Source organism: Stenotrophomonas sp. RIT-551, assembly GCF_026241915.1.
Lineage (GTDB): Bacteria > Pseudomonadota > Gammaproteobacteria > Xanthomonadales > Xanthomonadaceae > Stenotrophomonas > Stenotrophomonas bentonitica_A.
The window spans coordinates 437,600-457,521 of record NZ_JAPJIU010000001.1 but is presented as its reverse complement, the minus strand read 5'-3'; the positions used below and the strand labels follow the sequence as shown (position 1 = coordinate 457,521).

Sequence of the window (19,922 nt, the reverse complement as noted above, 5' to 3'; positions counted from 1 at the left end):
CGATGCCACCGCCCTGCTCTGTGGAGATACCACCTGCCGGCACCCTGACGGCGCCGGCCCAGAGAAGGGACTCAGCTGGATAACGGCGTGATCGGCCCGATGTTTAGCGCCGATTCCTGACCGTGTTCAGTGAACGCCCGCGCCGCGCTCGCCACGCCCCAGCCGCTCCACCAGCGTCTGGCTGGCGGCATTGAGTCCGATCACCTCCACGCTGGCGCCACGCGCGCGCAGCTTGCCGGCCACCCGCTCCAGTGCACCGACCGCACTGAGGTCCCAGAAGTGCGCGTTGCTCAGATCGATGACCACGCGCTCGGGCACATGCAGCAGATCGAAGGCCGCCGCGAACTGCCCGGCCGAGGCGAAGAACACCTGCCCGCTGACCGTGTAGACACGGCTGCCGTCGGCGGCTTCGGCATCGGCGATGTCCAGCATCCGGCCGACCTTGCGGGCGAAGAACAGCGCCGACAGCAGCACCCCGGTGAGCACGCCCTTGGCCAGGTCATGCGTGGCGACCGTCACGATCACCGTGCCCAGCATCACCAGCGAGGAGCTCTTGGGATGCAGCCGGAACTCGGCGAACGAGCGCCAATGGAACGTCCCGATGCTGACCATGATCATCACCGCGACCAACGCGGCCATCGGAATCTGCCGGACCCACTCCGCGCCGTAGACCACCAGCAGCAGCAACAGCACGCCGGCCACCAGGCAGGACAACCGCCCGCGGCCCCCGGATGAGACGTTGATCACCGACTGGCCGATCATGGCGCAGCCGCCCATGCCGCCGAACAGCCCGGCCGTGATGTTGGCCAGGCCCTGGCCGGCACACTCGCGGTTGCGCTGGCTGGGCGTGTCGGTCATGTCTTCCACGATCTGCGCGGTCATCATCGATTCCAGCAGGCCCACCACCGCCAGCGTGGCCGAGACCGGCAGCAGGATGCGCAGCGTTTCCCAGGTGAGCGGCACGTCCGGCAGCAGGAAGGCCGGCAGGCTGTCTGGCAGCGCACCCATGTCGCCCACGGTGCGGATGTCCAGGCCGAGCCAGATCGACAGCGCGGTGAGCACCACGATCGCCACCAGCGGCGAGGGCACTGCCCGGGTCAGCAGCGGCAGCAGGTAGATGATCGCCAGGCCCGCCACGCACACGGCATACACCGTCCACGGCATCCCGATCAGCTCGGGCAGCTGTGCCAGGAAGATCAGGATCGCCAGCGCGTTGACGAAGCCGGTGATCACCGAGCGCGACACGAAGCGCATCAAGGCGCCGAGTTTCAGCGCGCCCGCGACGATCTGCAGCAGCCCGGCCAGAATCGTCGCGGCCAGCAGGTACTGCAGGCCGTGATCGCGCACCAGATCGACCATCACCAGCGCCATCGCGCCGGTGGCCGCGGAGATCATGCCCGGCCGCCCGCCCGCGATGGCGGTGACCACCGCGATACAGAACGAGGCGTACAGGCCGACCTTGGGGTCGACCCCGGCAATGATGGAGAAGGCGATCGCCTCGGGAATCAGCGCGAGGGCGACCACCGCGCCGGACAGCAGATCACCGCGGATATTGCCGAACCATTGCTGGCGCAGCGGATAGGAAACAGACATGGACAGACTCCACGCACCGGCGATCCGCACGGCGCGTTGTGTGATGAAGACAAAGCACTCCCTGAGCCAGCGCAAGGGCCGGCGCGTCGTCAACGCGGTATCAGGGTGGCGTCATCACAAGGGTCCTGCCGAGGCAGCGAAAGCGGCGCGCAGGATAACGCAGTCGCCGGGTGGCCTCAAACCGGCCCGGGTGCTTGACCCTTCACGTGGCGTACGCCCACGATGCGTTCCTGTCCTCCTTCCAGGTGCCTCCATGTACGGTTTGATCGGCAAGATGTTGACCGCGCCCGGCCAGCGCGATGCGGTCATCGCGATCCTGCTGGAGGGAACCGTCGCGATGCCCGGCTGCCGGAGCTACGTGGTAGCGCGCGACCCCACGGCACCGGAGGCGATCTGGATCACCGAGGTCTGGGACAGCCCGGAAATGCACCGCGCTTCGCTGGCACTGCCGTCTGTCCAGGCGGCGATCGCCAAGGCCCGACCGATGATCACGGGATTCGGCGAGCGGTTTGAGACCGAACCAGTGGGCGGCCTGGGTACCCACGCGGTGCAGCCCTGATCACCGCCTGGCAGTATCTGCCCACCGCGACGGCGCTTGCCCGGTCACCCGCCGGAACGCCGCGGCGAACTTGCCCGGGTTGGCGTAGCCCATCGCCAAGGCGACCTCGGTGACGCTCTGGCCTGCCAGCAGCATCGGCTTGGCGGCGTCCATCCTGCGCCAGGTGAGATACGCGTAGGGCGTCATGCCGGTCGCAAGGCGGAAGCGGCGACTGAATCCACTGGCCTCCTGCCCGACTTCCTGCGCCATACGTGCGACGCCCAGATCGTCGCCAAGCTGGGCATCGATCAGTTCCTGTACCCGCTTGACGTGCGCTGGCGACAACGCGCGTCGCGTGGCGCGCGCCGTCGCAACCGGGCGCCCAGCCAACCGCTTCAGAACCAGATCCACACCGTGCTCAAAGAACGCGGCAGAACCGGCATGTGCCTCGGCACAGTGCCACAACGCCCCCATCACCGAGGCGATCACCGGGTCGTCATGCAGCGGCGATGCCGCGCGATGCAGTTGCTCCAAGCACACGCCGTGCCCCTGCAGATGGCGCGCATCGATCGCCATGCCCAGCAGCGCCAGGGGTGGGCTGCGGAACTCGCCGGGGCAGTCCGGCAACACCACGTTGAACGTACCTGCCCGCCAGGGCTGCGCGATACGCCCAAGCGCCGTGCGTTGATACAGCGCACCGCCGCCCGCGGTGAGCAGCCCGATGCGCAGCGCGCTGCCCTCGCCCAGCGCGCCCTGCGCTGCCGCGAACGTGTGGCGGAGCATCAACACCGAGCCGTCGGCATTGCCGACGCAGGCATCCAACGGACGGCCCGCTTCGGCGGTTATCCGTTCGGCCACGACGGACGGTGGCGGGGCAAGGGAGCGGGTCATCAGGTGTCCAGTTCTGGAGCGGCCACGCCGGAAATGGAGCGGCGGCGCTCTATTGTTACACCATAACATTCGGGAATCCCTCCCATCACCGTGGTGCGCGCCACCACCTCCAGAGGCTCCCAGTGAAACACGCTGTACTTGCCGGCGCCGTGCTCGCCGCGCTTCATCTGCTGCCCAGCGCGCCCGCCCGCGCGCAGTCCACCCCACCCGCCAAGGCCACCGAGCTGGACGGCATCGTGGTCACCGGCAGCAAACGCGATACCCCGTACCTCAAGAGTGACATGTCGGTCACCGTGCTCGACCGCGAAGCACTCAAGGAAGCGCACGTCACCGAGTTCCGCGACCTGGACAAGCTGGCGCCGAACGTGAAGTTCAACGTGATGGGCCAGCTCAGCGACATGTTCATCTCCATCCGCGGGATCGAGTCGAACCCGTTCCTGGTCAACCGCGCCTCGGTCTACATCGACGGCATCCCGTTCCGCGAACTGAGCAACGCGGTGTTGAACCATGTCGAGTCGGTGGAGATCCTGCGCGGCCCGCAGGGCACGCTGTACGGGGCGAACAGCGAATCCGGCCTGGTGCTGGTGCGTACGCGCGCACCGTCGGCGGCGACCGAAGGTGAGGTGAATGTCGGGCTGACCTCCTTCGGCAACGGCCATGGCAGCAGCGTGGATGGCTTCCTCGGCGGCGCACTGGGCAACAGCGACCGGCTGTTTGGCTCGGTCGCGTTCATGGCCTCGGACGAGGACAGCCACCTCAAGAACCTCACGCCATTCAATGAGGTCAAAGGCAAGGTCAAAGAGACCTACTTGCAGGGAAAGCTGCGCTGGGAACCGACCGATACGCTGGCCATCAACGCGATCGCCTACCACCTGGGCACCCGTGCACCCGGGATGTTCGAGTACGAGTACCTGCCGCTGGATGTCGGCCTGTATAACCGTACCTACGGTGATCTCTACAACGGCGGCCGTCGTACCGGTGACTTCACCTACATCAACGATGCGCCCAAGCGCACGACCAAGAGCGAAGCCGTCGCCGGTGCCAGCGCGCAATGGCAGTTGTCCCGCGGCACCCTGGATGCCGCACTGTCCTACCGGCAGGAGGAAGACACCTCCGCCGGCTACGACTTCGACATGACCGCCACGCCCGCCCTCGCCGGGCGCATCTACGACAAGCAGCACAGCTTGAACGGCGAGCTGCGCTTCAGCTCCCCCAGCGATCAGGCCCTGACCTACATCGCCGGCGTCTCCACCTACCGTCACCACAAGGACTCCATCCTGGGCACGCTGGTCGGCCCGCCGTTGCGCGGCTTGGGCAGCTATGACCTCGCCCCGCAGCAGGGCGCGGATGGCCAGGACTACAGCGTGTTCGGCACGGCCAGCTACACTCCACCCTCGCTGCCGAAACTGACCGCCAGCCTTGGCCTGCGCCATGAGCAGGCCAAGCGCTCCACCCGCCAGCGCGAAGGCACGCTCGATCTGGGCCCGGGCGGCCTGGTGTTCTATCGCGATGCCGAGCTCGCACACACCTTCACTGCCACACTGCCACGCGTCTCACTGCGCTACGATGCCAGCGACACGCTCTCGTTCTACGCCGCATCCGCCAAGGGGTACATTCCGGGCGGCTTCAATCTGGCGGCGGCGCAGAGTGACGTCGTCAACGACAAAGTGCTGCGCTACGAATCGGAAATGATGTGGAGCCACGAGCTCGGCTTCAAGATGAACGTGCTCGGCGGGCGGGGGCATATCGGTGGCGCGGTGTTCCACATCACTTCGGACAACTGGCAGGAAATCCAGCTGGCCACCGATGCCAACGGCCGACCGATCTCCTCTGACTACGTAGGCTCGGATGCGTCCATCCGCTCGCGCGGCGTGGAGCTGGAAGGCGCGCTGGAGGTCCTGCCCGGCCTGACGCTGACCGCAAACGCGGGCTACGTGGACGCCGAGTACCGCAAGCTGTTCGTCGGCGCCAATGAAAGCCTGGCCGGCAACGACGTCAAACTCACTCCGCAGTACACGGCGTATCTTGCCGCACGCTACCAGCACCGCTCCGGGCTGTTCGCGCGCGTGGAGTCATCGTTCAATGGCCGCATGGCGCTGGACGAACGCAATCGCGCCTACCAGTCGGCTGTGGCCATCCTCGGCGTGCAGCTCGGCTATGAAACCGGACCGTGGAGCACGCGCGTGTACGTCGACAACCTGACCAACAAGCGACGCATCAACGGGTTGATCTTCGACAACCTGGCGTTCGGCCGTGACGGCAACTACTACGGTCCCATCGACCGCCCCCGCATCGTCGGTGCGGAAGTCGGCTATCGGTTCTGAGGCAGCGTGGAGGGCGCTGCGGGCGGTGCCCTCCTACTCCTTTAGCACCTCCTGCGTGTCCACGATATCCACCCCCGAGACCTGCCCCAGCCAGCCATCGAACCACGGCTTGTGCGAGGCACCGACGATGGACAGGACGCGGGAGCCGGGGTGGTCACGCACGACCTCGAGAATGTTGGCGACCATGCGCAGGTTGCGGATCTCCCAGCCCTGCACCCAGATCTGCGGGTAGTGCTGCGGTGACACCGCGGCCAGCGTCGGGCGTACGTTGGACTCGGCAAGCACCTGCAGCGCCGCCGGATCGTTGACGCTGCGATACAGCGAGAGCAGATCGTTGGTCGCGATGAAGGCCGCCTCGCGCTCGGTCATTGCATCGAACGTGGGGCCATACCCACTCCACGCCTGCTGGAGCGCTGCGCTGAATGCCTTGCGGTCCGCGATCTGGTGATTGTCACCGGTGTGGTCGTCCACCGCGTATACGCGCGGCAGGCCGAGCCGCGCGGCCAGCACCGCGGCGATCTGGTAGCTCTCATTCTTGCGCGTTTCGATCTGCCTGAGCAGCTCGACCAGGGTGCCATCCAGGCCATCGCCCGCCCGTCGCTCGGCCACGGGCAGCTGCAGCCACTGCACGTACGCGGATGCCCGTTCCCCGGCTGCAAGGAACAGGGCGGACAGTTGGCGACGCTGCGCGGGCGTGGGTGATGCCGGCCAGGATGCCAGCGTCTTGTTGACCTGCACGATCGCAGCGGGCACATCCAGTCCGGTCGCCGTCTTCGCCGTCTCCGTGCTGGCGCAGTAGTCATCCCCGTAGATCGCGGAGTGGCGCTTGGCCAGGTCGCACTGTTCGCCGCTGATGGCTTCGATGGTGATGTAGCCGGGCTTGAAGGCGGCCAGCCTGTCCAGCAACGGGTCCAGTGCCTTGGGATCGAAGGCCTCGTGCTCGCTGAGGTGCACGCTGCCCAACACGAGCATCTCCGTGCGTGGGCCGACCATGTCCTTGTCCAGCGCGGCAAGGTCCACAGCCGCATAGGTGACCGCAGGGAGCAGCGTTGCCAGGCAGCCGCACAACCGTGAGTAGCGTCGGTTCATCATCCATGACCTGAGAGGTGGTTGACGGCTGTTTTAGCAAGCCGCGGGGCCAGCGACACCTGCCGAATGACACGGGGACCAAAGGCGCCGAGCCTGCGAAAGAAGTCCCCCAACAGCTGACGAGCATGCCCTGGCGGTCCAGAATGGCCGGCTCCCCGCGTGTTGCGGGTGTCTCAAGGGATGTGGCATGGCGACAACGAACACCAAGGTCGAGTGGATCAAGGGGGTGATGCTGCTCATCTTCTTTGCCATGCTGTTTGGTATTCCCAACAGCTCGCCATGGTTTGGGCTGGTGTTCGTATACCTGATGGCCGCCGGGCTGTTCATCGTGGGCAGCATGCTGTGGATTGCGTTGCGCAGCCGACGCGCAGCGCTGGCATTGAGCCGCACGCCACCCAAGCGCGCCCTTCATACCCGCGAGGTGAAGGCACTGGAGTGGTTCGGCCAACCCGAGCGGATCGTCTGGCGCATGCCGCGCGGCAACGTGATCGATCTTGAAAAAGCGGCGCAGGCCGCAGGTAACCGGCCGGTGGTGCGCACACTTCGCGGGCCATACCGGGAAATGGTACGTGCCCGGCATCACGAGCGGCATGCGTTCATCGGGGAGGTTGAAGTGCTCATGCTGCCCGGCGCCGACCACTCGCTGCGCGAGAACAATGAGGCCGACGTGTTGCTGTGCGGAACGTTCGCGGTGGTGCTTGCGTTGAATGGCGCCTGGCGGATCGACCAGGCGCCATCGTTGCTGCGATGACACGCGTGCGCACCGCGTTGTCGATCAATCAATAGCGCTGCTTGATCGGCTCACTGGCGTCCAGGTACCCCGCCGCTAGAGCCTTCTCGCAGGCGATGTAGCCTGCGTTGACGACGCGCCCCTGCGCGTTGAAGGCCACATAGTAGGGCGATGTATTGCCGCGGTTGCGCAGAAGGTAGTTGTAGCAGACGCCGTTGATGCCGGGCAGCACCATCGCGTCCAGCGGCCGGCCCGCGGCGCTCAGGACCGACTCGCGCGTCGCGCCCTGCTGCAGCGAACTCATCACGACCGGATTGCCGCGATCATATTGCAGGACGCTGGGCATGCATCCAGACAGCGCTGCGGCCACACCACACGCCAGCAGGATCGCCTTGGTCATGGGGACGGCGCTCACTGCCGGCGCGCACGTGCGGCCGCCGCATTGGCGTCGCGGATGCGCTGGTGGCGCGCCTGCTTGTCGTAGTCGTCCTTTGCCTGCATCACGCCACCGGCGGCCTGGATCCAGCTGCTGGTCGTACAACCGGACACAAGCAATGACGCGGCAAGGGCTGCCGGGATGATGAGAAACTTCATGATTCAACCTCTCTGAAAGCCAATCGGCACGTGGCCGATGGAAAACTGCGCCGCACTACCGGCAAGCGCACATGAAGCGATGCGAAAAACCACATCGCGAAATCGGCAAAGCCATTACTGGCGCCGCAAGCCGGGGCGGAACGATAGTTGACACGCACTTAACAAAAACGAAATGTGCCGTGTTTCCATTTTTGTATATTCCTATTCCATGCGATTTCATATGCGGTGCGGGACCTCGCCACAGAAGTTTCCGGTGAAACCTTCAATGCCGCGCCGCCAACGGGCTCATGGTCGTTGGCATCCGATCCTGGCTGTAGCATGCTGAGAGCAGCAGATGCCGTATACATCTACGCTCAGCCGATGCTGGGTTTTCAGGGGACCGGATACACGATGAAACGCACGATGGTTGTAGCGGCGTCTGTCATGGCTGTCGCGTTGTCAGCAACCGCTGGACTATCGCTTACCCGGCAAAACCCCACGCCCTTGCCAATCTCTGCTGGCGGAGCAGCGCAAGCCTCTGACCCGGCTGCGCGATCAGGTCAGGAAGCATCCAGAACGCCCGGCCTGACGAACCAGCCGACCAGCCCTTCGGCGAAGGCAGGCGGCGAGCATCCTGCCGATGCCAGTGCCACGTCGGCATACGAACTGGTTGAAACAGATCTGCGTTGTCAGATTGATCGCGAGGCCTCCGCCACCGCGGGTCACATCAGGAGTACGACCGACGAGCTGTGCCGGGATTTTTGGCTTGAGCCGCTGAGTCCCGAAGAGGTGTTCACCGCGATCACCCATGCCGCCGAGCATGGAAACATCCGCGCCCAGCTCGATTACGCGCTATACGCTTCGAGGATCTTTGAAGACGAACGTAACTCGCTGGATCCGGATCTGATCCGCGACTACAAACAGAACACCGTCAGATTCCTCGAGTCCGCTGGAGCGGCCGGCGAATCAAACGCATACGTGCGTTTGAGCGACATCTACAAGAACGGCATATTGGCCTCGAAAGACCCGGTGATGGCCTATGCATACGCCGAAGCATTCTTCCGCACAAGTTCAAGTCGGTATGGCGCCTCGTTCTTGAACAATGCCGCAGCTGGCCTTGACGGCGCCCAATTGCGCCGCGGCAAGGAACTCGCAAATCACCTTCTCAGCAAAAGAGATGCATCGCGGTGACCATGGAAGAGGCTGTCGCGCCTGCGCATCGGCAGCGCGGTTGCTGCCAGGCTCCTGATTGAATGGTGGGCCCACCAGGATTCGAACCTGGAACCAAAGGATTATGAGTCCTCTGCTCTAACCGTTGAGCTATAGGCCCTTGCGGCCGCACAGTGTAGTGGAGGCCAGTAGGCGCTTTCCACTGCACCCCTCACATCAACCGAAACGCTGGCCCATCTCCTGGACCCGATGCGCATTTTCCACCGCCAGCTCACGCAGCACGCTCGAGCGCAGCAGCGCCGAACCCGCCACACGCTGCCAGTAGTCCACCGCCAGCGGCGCCGCCCAGTGCAGGTGCGCGAGCTCGCCGCTGCGCTCCGGCGCGATGGAGCACAGTGGCGTAGCGGCACGCAGCCCCCTCGTGCGCGAGGGGGCCAGTGACATCGGCAACATGTCGTAGGCGGGCGCCAACGGCAGCGGGCCGCGATCGACCAGATGGAAACCCAGATTGCCCTGATGCATGTCGCTGTTGCCGATCGGCCGGCCGAACGCGTGCAGCCTTCCCATCGCGGCCTGCGCGTCGCGATCGACCCAGCGCTGCGTCACCAGCGCGTCGGCAGCCATCCCCCAGTCCACGGTCACGTCACCGACGAAGGCCGAGGACAGCGCCAGCAGCGAGACGAAGCCACGCCGGCCGAGCACGTCGACGGTGCGGTCGAAGCGCTGCACCGCCTATTTTCAGCGGCTCGCAACCACAGTCCTTCCATAAGCCGTTGATTAAAATCACATCATCCAGCCATAAAAACAAAGAAGGCAACAATTACGTTACGAAATTAGCGACGAAATTAAAGAGGCAATTCAGCGCTCCCCCCTTCCTCTCGAACACCCGCTCCATCCGCTGCGCCGCCACCCGCCCCAAAAAACAAACCCCGCTTGCGCGGGGTCTGTCGGGTTTCAACGCGCTGCGCTGGAATCGATCAATCGATATCCAGGAAGCTGCGCAGCTGCTCGGAGCGGCTCGGGTGACGCAGCTTGCGCAGCGCCTTGGCTTCGATCTGGCGGATGCGCTCGCGGGTGACGTCGAACTGCTTGCCGACTTCCTCGAGGGTGTGGTCGGTGTTCATGTCGATGCCGAAGCGCATGCGCAGCACCTTGGCTTCCCTCGGGGTGAGGCCGGCCAGCACGTCGCGCACGGTTTCAGACAGGTTGATGTTGGTGGTGTTCTCGATCGGGGACTCCACGTTGGTGTCCTCGATGAAGTCGCCCAGATGGGAATCCTCGTCGTCGCCGATCGGGGTTTCCATCGAGATCGGCTCCTTGGCGATCTTCATCACCTTGCGGATCTTGTCTTCCGGCATGTCCATTTCCTTGGCCAGCTCCTCCGGCGTGGCCTCGCGGCCATACTGCTGGAGCATCTGACGGGAAATGCGGTTCAACTTGTTGATCGTTTCGATCATGTGCACCGGGATACGGATGGTGCGCGCCTGATCGGCGATCGAACGGGTGATGGCCTGGCGGATCCACCAGGTCGCATACGTGGAGAACTTGTAACCACGGCGGTATTCGAACTTGTCCACGGCCTTCATCAGGCCGATGTTGCCTTCCTGGATGAGGTCGAGGAACTGCAGGCCGCGGTTGGTGTACTTCTTGGCAATGGAGATGACCAGGCGCAGGTTGGCCTCGACCATTTCCTTCTTGGCCTTGCGTGCACGCGCTTCACCGTAGGCCATGGCGCGGCTGATTTCCTTCAGCTCGTCCAGTTCCAGCCAGGTGGTCTTCTCGATGTCGATCGTCGCCTGCTGTTCGGCAATGATCTGGTCCTTCACGTCACGCAGGGCCGAGGACCACTTCTGCTTGCGCTTCAGTGCGTCTTCCACCCACTCCAGGTTGGTCTGGTTGCCTTCCCACGAGCGGATGAAGTCCTTGCGCGGCATGCGCGCGGTCACGGTCGCCAGGTTCAGCACGCGGCGTTCGTGGGACTTGATCGAGGCCATGACGTCGCGCAGCTGCTTGACCAGCACATCGGTCAACGGCAACGGCAGCTTCAGGGTCACGAACACGGCGGCCATGTCGTCGCGCAGCTTGGCCAGCGGCTTGCGGTCGCCCTTGGCCGCGGCCTTCTTGAACGCGGTGTACGCATCGCTCAGGGCCTGCATGCGGCGTGCGACTTCTTCCGGATCCGGACCGGTCGGGCCGGCCTCTTCCTCGACGTCGTCGCCGTCGTCGTCTTCATCGGCGTCTTCGTCAGCCTCATCGCTGGTGTCTTCGGCCACGGCCGGGGCCGGGACTTCTTCGACCAGGTCGTTGAAGCCGACGATCACTTCGGCCAGGCGCTTCTTGCCTTCCTTGTGCGCGTCGTAGTCGGCCAGCAGCGATTCCACCGATACCGGGAAGGTACCGAGTGCGGCCTGGACCTGGCCCAGGCCTTCTTCGATGCGCTTGGCGATGGCGATTTCGCCTTCGCGGGTCAGCAGCTCGACGGTACCCATTTCGCGCATGTACATGCGCACCGGGTCGGTGGTGCGGCCACCTTCGGTGTCGAGCGCGCTCAGCGCGGCGGCGGCTTCTTCGGCCGCGGTGTCATCGACTTCGCGGTTGCCGGTGTTGCCATCGTTGAGCAACAGGGTTTCTGCATCGGGAGCAACTTCATGGACATCAATGCCCATGCCGTTGATCATGCCGATGATATCTTCGATCTGCTCCGGGTCGACGATGTCGTCGGGCAGATGGTCATTGACTTCGGCGTAGGTCAGGTAGCCCTGTTCCAGGCCCTTGCTGATCAGAAGCTTGATGTCGTTTTGCTGGGCAGGACGTTCGTTGGCCATGTAGTGCTCGCGCCACCGGCTGGGAGAGGGAATAGAACCTAGCATTATACCAGCCCGGCGCCCCGCGTTCCCGGGCGGTGGTCCCGGGGGCTAGGGTCTGAGCAGGAAGGTCACGGGACCATCGTTGACCAGGCTGACAACCATATGGGCACCAAACTGGCCGGTTTCCACCCCCGGGGCATGTTTTTGTCTGCAGATATCGACCAGTCGATTGAATCCGCGTTCAGCCTCCGCCGGCGGCGCGGCGGTACTGAAGCCCGGCCGCATCCCGCTGGATGTATCGGCCGCCAGGGTGAATTGGCTGACCAGCAGCAATCCGCCGCCGGTGTCGCGCAGGGACCGGTTCATTTTTCCGGTCTCATCGCCGAAGACACGGTAACCAAGCAGGCGATCGGCCATCCGGGTGATCTGGGCCTCGGTGTCGCCCGGCTCCATGCCCACCAGGGCCAGCAGGCCGGGCCCGATCTGGCCCACGACGGCCTGCTCGACATGGACGCTGGCTTGGCTCACGCGCTGGATCAGGACAAGCATCGGCAGGGCTCCGCAACTGAAGGCGGCCTACCTTAACGCGCCCGCGCGCCGACAGGCTGGCCGCCAGCGGCTAGACTTCGCAGCGATGAAACCGCACACCACTGCCCGCCTGGCGTACCGCGCCGCTGCCTTGTTCACCCGCCTGCCCTGGTCCTGGCTGCGCGCCGTCGCGACGCTGCTGGCCTGGCTGTGGATCCGTCTCAACGCCCGTGAGAGCCGCGTCACCCGCCGCAACCTTGAGCTGGCCTACCCCGAACTGAGCGATACCGAACGCGCGGTGCTGCACCGGAACGTGCTGCGCTCCACCGCGCTGCAGGCGATCGAAACCCTTCGCCTGTGGACCCAGCCGCGCGAGCGCAACCTGGCCCGGCTCACCGAGCGCCACGGTGAGGCGCTGTACGACGCCGCCCTGGCTGCCGGTAACGGCGTGATCGTGGCCGCCCCGCACTACGGCAACTGGGAGCTGCTCAACCAGTGGCTGGCCTCGCGCGGCCCGATCGCGATCGTCTACAAGGCCCCGGATGAAGCGGTGGGCGATGCCTTCCTGCAGCTGGTCCGTGGCGGCGACAACGTCCAGCAGGTCCGGGCCGAGGGCCCGGCCGTGCGCCAGCTGTTCAAGGTGCTCAAGGACGGCGGCGCCACCGGCATCCTGCCCGACCAGCAGCCCAAGGCCGGCGACGGGGTGTTCGCGCCGTTCTTCGGGGTGGAGGCGCTGACCATGACCCTGGTCAACCGGCTGGCCGAGCGCACCGGCGCGACCGTGCTGTACGGCTGGTGCGAGCGGATCGGCCCGGACATGGAATTCGCGCTGCACATTGAGGCCGCCCCGCCGGCCGTGGCCGATCCGGACCCGCGTACCGCCGCCAGCGCCCTCAATGCCGGGATCGAACGCATCGCCCGGCGCGATCCGGCGCAGTATCAGTGGACCTACAAGCGCTATACGCTGCGTCCACCGCAGAGCGGCGAGGACGATCCTTACGCCACCGAGGACCATCCGCACTGACTGCGACGCAGCGTCGCGCCCCTGGTGCGATTGAATCGGCGCTTTCCGTCCCCACTGTGGAAACCACGATGTCCCCCACGGCCCCTGCCATGTCTTCTGCTTCTTCCCTGTTCGGCGATCCGGCCGCGATCCGCTGCGAGCGCGCGGTGGCCGAACTGCGTGCCGGCCGCCCGGTGGTGATCGACGATGGCCACGGCCAGCGCCTGGCCTTCATCGCGCTGGACAGCAGCACCCGCACCAGCTTCAGCGCCTTCGCCGCTGCCGCGGAAGACCGCCACTACCTGTTCCTCACCTCCACCCGCGCCCGCGTGCTCGGGGTCAGTGCCGAACGTGGCGCGCGCGTGCCGCTGGCCGGCATCGACTTCGATGCACTGCCGTCGCTCAGCTACCTGCGCGATCCCGGCGCGATGCCGCCCGGCTGGACCGGCGGTGAAGCGCTGGATGATGGCGCGGTGGAGATTGCCCGCCTCGGCCTGCTGCTGCCGGCGATGGTCGGGGTGCTGTTGAACCCCGATGACCGCCGCTTCGACGGCTGCGCCCAGGTCTCGCTGTGCGACCTGAGCCAGGGCGCCGAGCAGGCCGCGCACGCGTATGAGCTGGTGGCCCGCTCGCCGGTCCCGCTGCGCGAGGTCGGCATGACCGAATTCGCGGTGTTCCGCGGTGGCGTGGCTCAGCGCGACCAGGTCGCGATCATCGTCGGCACGCCGGACCTGTCCGCCGTGGTGCCGGTGCGCGTGCACTCCTCCTGCCTGACCGGTGACCTGTTCGGCTCACTCAAGTGCGACTGTGGCGACCAGCTGCGGCGTGGCCTGCGCAAGCTCAAGGAGCTTGGTGGCGGTGTGCTGCTGTACCTGGACCAGGAAGGCCGTGGCACCGGCATCGCCGCGAAGATGCGCGCCTACGGTTACCAGCACGATGGGCTCGATACGATCGACGCCGATGCGCAGCTTGGTTTTGGTGCCGACGAGCGCCGGTACGGCAGTGCCGTGGCGATGCTGCAGGGCCTGGGCGTGACCCGCGTGCAACTGCTCAGCAACAACCCGACCAAGGCCCAGCGCCTGCGCAATGCCGGCATCGATGTGGTCGATTGCGTGCCGGTCACCGGCGACATCACCGCCGAGAACGAACAGTACCTGCGCACCAAGGCCGAACGCGCCGGCCACCTGCTCGATGTGGATGCACTGATCCAGGCCGCGCAATAGCCCACGGCAACCTGCTACCGTCTGCGCCACGGGCGGTTGCACCTGCACGCATGCGCCCGGCCCGTTTCCAGCCGAGCGCCCTGCCTTGTCCGATCTCCTCGACACTCCCGTGCCGCCGCCCCTGCCGCCGTCGCCCGCCGCGCCGGACTGGCAACCGCTGCCGCTGCGTTCGGCCTCGCTGGCCGCCTTCGGTGGCGCGATCGCCGGCGCGCTGCTGATCGGCGGTGCGTTCGGTGCGCTGTGGGTGGTGTTCGATCTGCCGGGGCGCTGGTGGGGCGCGGCCGGCATGGTGCTGCTGGGCGCACTGATCGGTGCCACGCTCGCCTTCCGCCGCCAGCGCCGCACCTATTGGCGGCTTGATGCCCAGGGGCTCGGGCTGCGCCGTGACCTGCTCTGGCAGAACGAAACCCGCGTACCGACCTCGCGCGTGCAGCACCTGGATCTGCGGCGTGGCCCGATCGAACGCAGCGCCGGGTTGAGCACGCTGGTCGTGCATACCGCCGGCAGCCGCTTCAGCGCGGTCACCCTCAGTGGCCTGGACAGCGCCGATGCCGAGCGCCTGCGCGATACACTGGCGCACCAGCTGGACCAGGACGACGACGCCCTGTGAGTATTCCGCCGCCGCTTGATGCCGCGCCGGAGCAGCGGCTGCATCCCTGGTCGTGGCTGTTCGTGCTGCTGATGCAGCTGCGCCAAGGCCTGGTGCCGTTGATCGCGTTGGTGGTGTTCGGCCAGCGCGGCGACCGCGATGAGTTCTGGCTGTCGATCGGCCCGGTGATCGCCGTGGTGGCGCTGGTGGCGTACTCGGTGCTGCAGTACCTCACCTACCGCTACCGGATCGGGGCGACGGCAATCACGGTGCGCAGCGGCGTGTTCGCGCGCAATCGCCGCGAGATTCCCTTCGCCCGCATCCACAACGTGGTGGTCCACCAGAACCCGTTGCACCGCCTGTTCGGGGTGGCCGAGCTGAAGCTGGAATCGGCCGGCGGCAACCGCCCCGAAGCAGAGATGCGGGTGCTCAAGCTGGACCAGGCGCTCGCACTGGAGCGGCTGGTCCGCCAGCGTGGCCAGGCAGCGCCGGCCGCGGCCGCGGGCGAGGCGGCACTCGCCGAGCCGGCCGAGGACGTGCTGCTGGCGCTGAGCCCCGGCGAGGTCATCCGCATCGGGCTGTTGTCCAACCGCGGCTGGGTCGTGGTGGTGGCGGTCCTGGGTGCGATGCTGCAATTGTTCCCGCGTGGCAGCGTGTCCGATGTGATCGAAGCAGGCGGACGCCAGGCCTTCGGCTATGCCAGCCACCTGCACCCTGGCATGTGGCTCTGGGCGATTGCCGCAGTGCTGGCCGTGGCCGGTTTCTGGGTGCTGCTGCGGGTACTCTCGGTGGTGCTCGCGCTGCTGCGCTATTACGGTTTCCGGCTCAGTGAGCACGAGCGTCGGCTGACCGTGGCCAGCGGACTGTTGACGCGCATGCGCACCAGCGTGGCGCGGCGCCGGATCCAGGCCTGGACGCTGCGCGAGACGGCCCTGCAGCGCTGGTTCCAGCGCCGGCAACTGCGCATCGATATCGCGGCCGGCAACCCCGGCGAAGGCGAGCGGCGTGACCTGCGCGAACTCGCGCCGCTGGCGACGCCGGCCGTGTGCGATGGGCTGGTCCAGCATCTGCTGCCACACCTGCAGTGGCCGCCGGCGCGCTGGCAGCCGGTTCAGAGGCGCGGCTGGTGGCGGCTGTGCCTGGGCGCGCTGTGCGTGGTTCCGCTGCTGACCGCGGGCGCGATCTGGTACGGCGGTCCGTGGGGCGCGCTGTTGCTGCTGTGGTTGCCGTGGTCGGCATTCCGCGCGCACCGGCAGATGGCCCGCATCGGCTATCACCTGGATGACGACTACGTGGCCGTGCGTGGCGGCTGGTGGCAGCGCTGGTGGCGCTTTGCAGAGCTGGACAAGCTGCAGGCGCTGCGCCTGACCCGCTCGCCGCTGGACCGCCGGCTGGGCACGGCCAGCGTGTGGCTGGATACCGCCGGCGCAGGCATGGGCACGCCGCTGGTGCTGCAGTACCTGCCGGAGGCCGAAGCACGCGCGGTGTATGAGCAGCTGGGCCGGGCGTTGGCCAGGCGCCGCCTGCGCTGGTAGACGAGCCTCCACGCACGGCGTGGACCGACCGGATGAACACCGTCCACGCAGGGGGTGCATCCCGGTGCTGTCGGCTGCTCGCCGGCTCGCCCTAACCCGGCCGGCATCGCCACGGATGCTTCAGCGCTTGGCCGGCCCCCAATACCCGAGATCCTTGCGGATCTGCAGGCCGCGCGTCCACGCACCGAATGGTTTGCGCTTGAGCGTGCCGAGTTCGCCGGACAGGAAATCCTCGGTCGCGGCGATCACCCGCTCGGAGGAATAGCCATCGCGGAACGGGTGGATGGCATCGGCGTAGCGCCGGATCTCGGCCATCAACGCCGGCGCCGGATCCAACGCCTGGGCCAGCATCGCGGGCAGCTGCGTGGCGTCGTCGAAATCGATCATGTGCGGCTGCGGCACCCGGTTGCGGAAGGTGACCACCGGTTTGTGCTGCACGATGAACTCGGACACGATCGAGGAGGTGTCCGAGACCAGCACATCGGCGGCGCGCTGCGCGGCCATCACCTGTTCGGGCTCGATGAAGCGCGCATGCGGGCCAGCCAGCGCGCGGTAGCGATCGAACAGCTCCGGCGCGCACTTGGGGTGCAGGGTCAGCAGCCAGTAGTGGTCGCCGCGGTCGATGTCGGCCGCGATCTGGTCGTACAGGTGTGGCGCCGCGCTCAAGCGCTCGGTGAAGGTCGAACCGAACAGGATCACCGGGCGGCCCTGGGCCGGCACGCGCAATCCCGCGCTCAGGCCGCCGTCATCGCGGAACAGCGGGTCCAGCTTGGGCCAGCCGGTCTCGGCCACGGCGAAGTGGCCCTCGCGCGCGGCCAGCTCGCGGAACGGGGCGGTCGTGGCCGGGCCCTGGGTGCAGTACAGATCGAACAGTCCCCGCACCCGGAAGTGGCCACGGGCACTGTCGCGCTTCTGCACGTTGAACCCGTGGAACACCTGCACCTTGGCCCCGGCGATGAACGGCGGCACCCAGTTGGCGGCACTGAACACCGCACGCGGGCGCAGCGCCAGCGCCTCTTTCAGGCCGACGTTGGGCACGCCAGGCAGCGATGCGCCGGCGGCGCCATCGGCGAACCAGGCCGACACCGATTGACCGGATGCGTGCAACGCCTGCGCCAGAGGGGCGAGAATGGGCAGCGCATAACGCTCCGTCGCAAACAGCAGGTACTCGGCCATCATGTCCTCCTCGACCGCTCCCACTGAACGGCCTCGCATTTCGGCCTGCATTATCGCGTTCAATGAAGCCGACCGCATCGGCGACTGCCTGGCCTCATTGGCCTTCTGCGACGAGATCGTCGTGGTGGACTCGCAATCGACCGACGCCACGGTGGCGATCGCGACGGCGGCCGGGGCGCGGGTGCTGCAGCGCCGGTTCGATGGGTTCCGCAGCCAGAAGGCGTTCTGCGTCGAGCAGGCCACCCATGACTGGGTGCTGTGCCTGGATGCCGACGAGCGCATCAGCGACGCCCTGCGCGAGGCGATCCTGACCGCGCAGGCCAACGGCTTCGCCGGCCACCACGGCTACCGATTCGCGCGGTTGTCCGCGTATTTCGGCAAGTTCCTCAAGCACGGCAATGCCTACCCGGACCGGGTCCTGCGCCTGTTCGACCGCCGCCATGGCGGCTGGCGCGGCAAGCGCGAGATCCATGAGGCGGCCAGCGTGGATGGCGCGGTGGGCACCCTGCGGGGTGATCTGATCCATTACCCCTACCGCTCGCTGGAACAGCAGCTGCTCAAGACCCAGCGCTACGCGCGGATGATGGCCGAGCACGAGTTCGCGCGGGGCAAGCGCGCCACGCTGCCCAAGCTGATCCTGGCGCCGGCGTGGCGGTTCTGGCGCGGGCTGCTGCTGCGCGGCGGCTTCCGCGACGGCTGGCACGGGCTGGTCTACGCCTATGTGCGCGCCAACTACGTGCGCCAGAAGACCATCATGCTGTGGATGCTGCAGAACGGGCAGCCGGTCACCGACCCGCCGCGGAATCAGCCCGACGCCTGAGCCTGAGCCTGGGCCTGGGCCTGGGCCTGGGCCCGCGCCAACGCCAGGCGCCGGGTATGGCCCTGGACGATCGACAACCCGGCCAGCAGGCCGACGATGGTGACGTAGAAGCTGGCCGTGATCTGGTGCGCGAACATCGACTGGGTGATCCCGCACAGCACGTAGGTCACCACCACCATGATCCCGGCGGCGGCCGGACCACGGAAGGTCTGCTCGCCGCTGCGCCGGTGCAGACCGGTGAACACCCACAGCGGCACGCCATAGATCGCCAGCAGCAACAGCAGGCCCGGGGCGCCCTGGGTCGCGGCCCATTCGGCCAGATCGTTGTGCGCATGGCCCAGGTGGCAGCGCTGCTCACTCGGATCATCCCGGCACACCGGCAGGCGCTGCATGGCGCTGTCGAAATGGCCGATGCCCACCCCCGTCAGGGGATGGTCGAGGAAGGTTTCATAGGCCACCTGCAGCCGCTCCACGCGCGCACCGGCGGAGGAGTCGCTGTCACCGCGCTCCATCCGCACCACGTCGTGCTTGAGCTCGGTCAGGCGGACCTGCTCGCGCAGGCTCGGGATGGTCAGGGTCAGGGTGCCGGCGATCGCCACCAGTGCCAGCAGCACGCCCAGGCGCGCACGCCCGGTGCGCCAGCGCAGGCTCATCGCCATCACCACCAGCAGCGCCAGCAGCGCCAGCCAGACCCCGCGGCTGCCGCTGAGCACGATGGTCACGCAGCCGGCGACCATGCCCACGATCACCCAGGTCCAGCGCTGGTGTGGCCGGCAGAAGACCAGCAGCACCATCAGCACCAGCACGATGTCGGCCAGCACGATCGCATTGGTGCTCAGGTCGGCACGCGGCGCGCCCCCGGCCACCTGCAGGATCGACAGCACCATCGTGCCGAGCAGGCCGGCCAGGGCGCCTGCCCACAGCCAGCGGATATCCGGCCGCAAGGCACACACCCACAAGGCGATCCACGGGATCACGACGAACCGCGACCGGTTGTCGATATCGCGCAGCCCCTGCTCGAACAGATAGATCGAGAGCAGCGCGAAGGCGATCGCGGCCACCACCAGCCAGGCCAGCACTTTCACCGGCCGCCCGGCCAGGCCACGTGCGCGCCACAGGTAGTCCGGCGCCAGCAGCGTGCTCAGCAGCAGAAGGATGCCGTAGGGCAGCAGATTCTGCGGCAGGGTCAGCACCAGGGCGGGCATGCAGAACAGGCCCACGGTGGCGATCCAGTGCGCCACGCCGGCACGCCCCTGCAGCGGCGGCAGGGAAACAGGCGTGGCCGGCTCGGATCCACGGGAAAACGTCATTGCCAACCTCGATCGCCACACGC

General features: G+C 66.8%; 19 protein-coding genes and 1 tRNA gene. 9 read left to right on the top strand and 11 right to left on the bottom strand.

Annotated elements, in window-relative coordinates:
- Positions 1 to 126 precede the first annotated feature (126 nt).
- Entirely contained in the window at positions 127 to 1,593 is a 1,467-nt protein-coding gene (locus ORK51_RS01905) for a SulP family inorganic anion transporter (protein WP_266083709.1), read from the bottom strand.
- 253 nt (positions 1,594 to 1,846) lie between these two features.
- Here ORK51_RS01905 and ORK51_RS01900 point away from each other — a divergent pair, with 253 nt between their 5' ends.
- A complete protein-coding gene (locus tag ORK51_RS01900; protein ID WP_266083707.1) occupies positions 1,847 to 2,152 on the top strand; it encodes a putative quinol monooxygenase in 306 nt (101 codons plus the stop codon).
- On the opposite strand, the gene ORK51_RS01895 is transcribed toward ORK51_RS01900, so the two are convergent.
- The gene (locus ORK51_RS01895) at positions 2,153 to 3,022 is read right to left on the bottom strand and encodes a helix-turn-helix domain-containing protein (protein ID WP_266083705.1); all 870 of its coding nucleotides are present in this window, start codon (positions 3,020 to 3,022) and stop codon (positions 2,153 to 2,155) included.
- Positions 3,023 to 3,144: 122 nt separating this feature from the next.
- Between ORK51_RS01895 and ORK51_RS01890 the strand changes: the two genes are divergently transcribed.
- On the top strand, positions 3,145 to 5,346 hold the full coding sequence (locus ORK51_RS01890) for a TonB-dependent receptor (RefSeq protein WP_266083703.1): 2,202 nt from the start codon (positions 3,145 to 3,147) through the stop codon (positions 5,344 to 5,346).
- Between the two features lie 33 nt (positions 5,347 to 5,379).
- On the opposite strand, the gene ORK51_RS01885 is transcribed toward ORK51_RS01890, so the two are convergent.
- Positions 5,380 to 6,435 (bottom strand): DUF5694 domain-containing protein, encoded by a 1,056-nt coding sequence (locus ORK51_RS01885; RefSeq protein WP_266083702.1) that lies wholly within the window; start codon positions 6,433 to 6,435, stop codon positions 5,380 to 5,382.
- A 187-nt stretch (positions 6,436 to 6,622) separates the two neighbouring features.
- Between ORK51_RS01885 and ORK51_RS01880 the strand changes: the two genes are divergently transcribed.
- Positions 6,623 to 7,186, top strand: coding sequence for a hypothetical protein (locus tag ORK51_RS01880; RefSeq protein ID WP_019183603.1), 564 nt, complete (start codon positions 6,623 to 6,625; stop codon positions 7,184 to 7,186).
- A 28-nt stretch (positions 7,187 to 7,214) separates the two neighbouring features.
- Here ORK51_RS01880 and ORK51_RS01875 read toward each other — a convergent pair whose 3' ends face one another.
- Positions 7,215 to 7,565, bottom strand: coding sequence for an outer membrane protein assembly factor BamE (locus tag ORK51_RS01875; protein WP_019183602.1), 351 nt, complete (start codon positions 7,563 to 7,565; stop codon positions 7,215 to 7,217).
- A gap of 11 nt (positions 7,566 to 7,576) precedes the next feature.
- Complete coding sequence (locus ORK51_RS01870) at positions 7,577 to 7,759, bottom strand: hypothetical protein (protein WP_026069841.1); 183 nt, start codon at positions 7,757 to 7,759, stop codon at positions 7,577 to 7,579.
- 390 nt (positions 7,760 to 8,149) lie between these two features.
- Here ORK51_RS01870 and ORK51_RS01865 point away from each other — a divergent pair, with 390 nt between their 5' ends.
- Positions 8,150 to 8,929, top strand: coding sequence for a hypothetical protein (locus ORK51_RS01865; RefSeq protein ID WP_266083698.1), 780 nt, complete (start codon positions 8,150 to 8,152; stop codon positions 8,927 to 8,929).
- Positions 8,930 to 8,992: 63 nt separating this feature from the next.
- Here ORK51_RS01865 and ORK51_RS01860 read toward each other — a convergent pair.
- The 4 genes from ORK51_RS01860 to dtd form a co-directional block, all read right to left on the bottom strand.
- Positions 8,993 to 9,068: transfer RNA gene (locus ORK51_RS01860), tRNA-Ile, on the bottom strand.
- A 56-nt stretch (positions 9,069 to 9,124) separates the two neighbouring features.
- On the bottom strand, positions 9,125 to 9,637 hold the full coding sequence (locus ORK51_RS01855; protein ID WP_266083696.1) for a HipA domain-containing protein: 513 nt from the start codon (positions 9,635 to 9,637) through the stop codon (positions 9,125 to 9,127).
- A 248-nt stretch (positions 9,638 to 9,885) separates the two neighbouring features.
- Positions 9,886 to 11,733 (bottom strand): RNA polymerase sigma factor RpoD, encoded by a 1,848-nt coding sequence (gene rpoD, locus ORK51_RS01850; RefSeq protein ID WP_019183598.1) that lies wholly within the window; start codon positions 11,731 to 11,733, stop codon positions 9,886 to 9,888.
- A 90-nt stretch (positions 11,734 to 11,823) separates the two neighbouring features.
- Entirely contained in the window at positions 11,824 to 12,264 is a 441-nt protein-coding gene (gene dtd / locus ORK51_RS01845; RefSeq protein ID WP_070426029.1) for a D-aminoacyl-tRNA deacylase, read from the bottom strand.
- Positions 12,265 to 12,349: 85 nt separating this feature from the next.
- Here dtd and ORK51_RS01840 point away from each other — a divergent pair, with 85 nt between their 5' ends.
- From ORK51_RS01840 to ORK51_RS01825, 4 genes are all read left to right on the top strand, one after another.
- Positions 12,350 to 13,267, top strand: coding sequence for a lauroyl acyltransferase (locus ORK51_RS01840; RefSeq protein ID WP_266083693.1), 918 nt, complete (start codon positions 12,350 to 12,352; stop codon positions 13,265 to 13,267).
- Positions 13,268 to 13,335: 68 nt separating this feature from the next.
- Entirely contained in the window at positions 13,336 to 14,469 is a 1,134-nt protein-coding gene (gene ribA, locus ORK51_RS01835; protein WP_266083691.1) for a GTP cyclohydrolase II RibA, read from the top strand.
- 85 nt (positions 14,470 to 14,554) lie between these two features.
- On the top strand, positions 14,555 to 15,079 hold the full coding sequence (locus tag ORK51_RS01830; RefSeq protein WP_266083689.1) for a PH domain-containing protein: 525 nt from the start codon (positions 14,555 to 14,557) through the stop codon (positions 15,077 to 15,079).
- A complete protein-coding gene (locus ORK51_RS01825) occupies positions 15,076 to 16,593 on the top strand; it encodes a PH domain-containing protein (protein WP_266083687.1) in 1,518 nt (505 codons plus the stop codon). The genes ORK51_RS01830 and ORK51_RS01825 overlap by 4 nt, the downstream gene beginning before the upstream one ends.
- Before the next feature lie 120 nt (positions 16,594 to 16,713).
- Here ORK51_RS01825 and ORK51_RS01820 read toward each other — a convergent pair whose 3' ends face one another.
- Positions 16,714 to 17,772, bottom strand: coding sequence for a CDP-glycerol glycerophosphotransferase family protein (locus ORK51_RS01820; protein ID WP_266083849.1), 1,059 nt, complete (start codon positions 17,770 to 17,772; stop codon positions 16,714 to 16,716).
- Here ORK51_RS01820 and ORK51_RS01815 point away from each other — a divergent pair.
- Positions 17,771 to 18,589, top strand: a complete 819-nt coding sequence (locus ORK51_RS01815) for a glycosyltransferase family 2 protein (RefSeq protein WP_266083686.1) — start codon at positions 17,771 to 17,773, stop codon at positions 18,587 to 18,589. The genes ORK51_RS01820 and ORK51_RS01815 overlap by 2 nt on opposite strands.
- On the opposite strand, the gene ORK51_RS01810 is transcribed toward ORK51_RS01815, so the two are convergent.
- On the bottom strand, positions 18,574 to 19,899 hold the full coding sequence (locus ORK51_RS01810) for an O-antigen ligase family protein (RefSeq protein WP_261998141.1): 1,326 nt from the start codon (positions 19,897 to 19,899) through the stop codon (positions 18,574 to 18,576). The two genes, ORK51_RS01815 and ORK51_RS01810, sit on opposite strands and share 16 nt — an antisense overlap.
- Between the last annotated feature and the right edge of the window lie 23 nt (positions 19,900 to 19,922).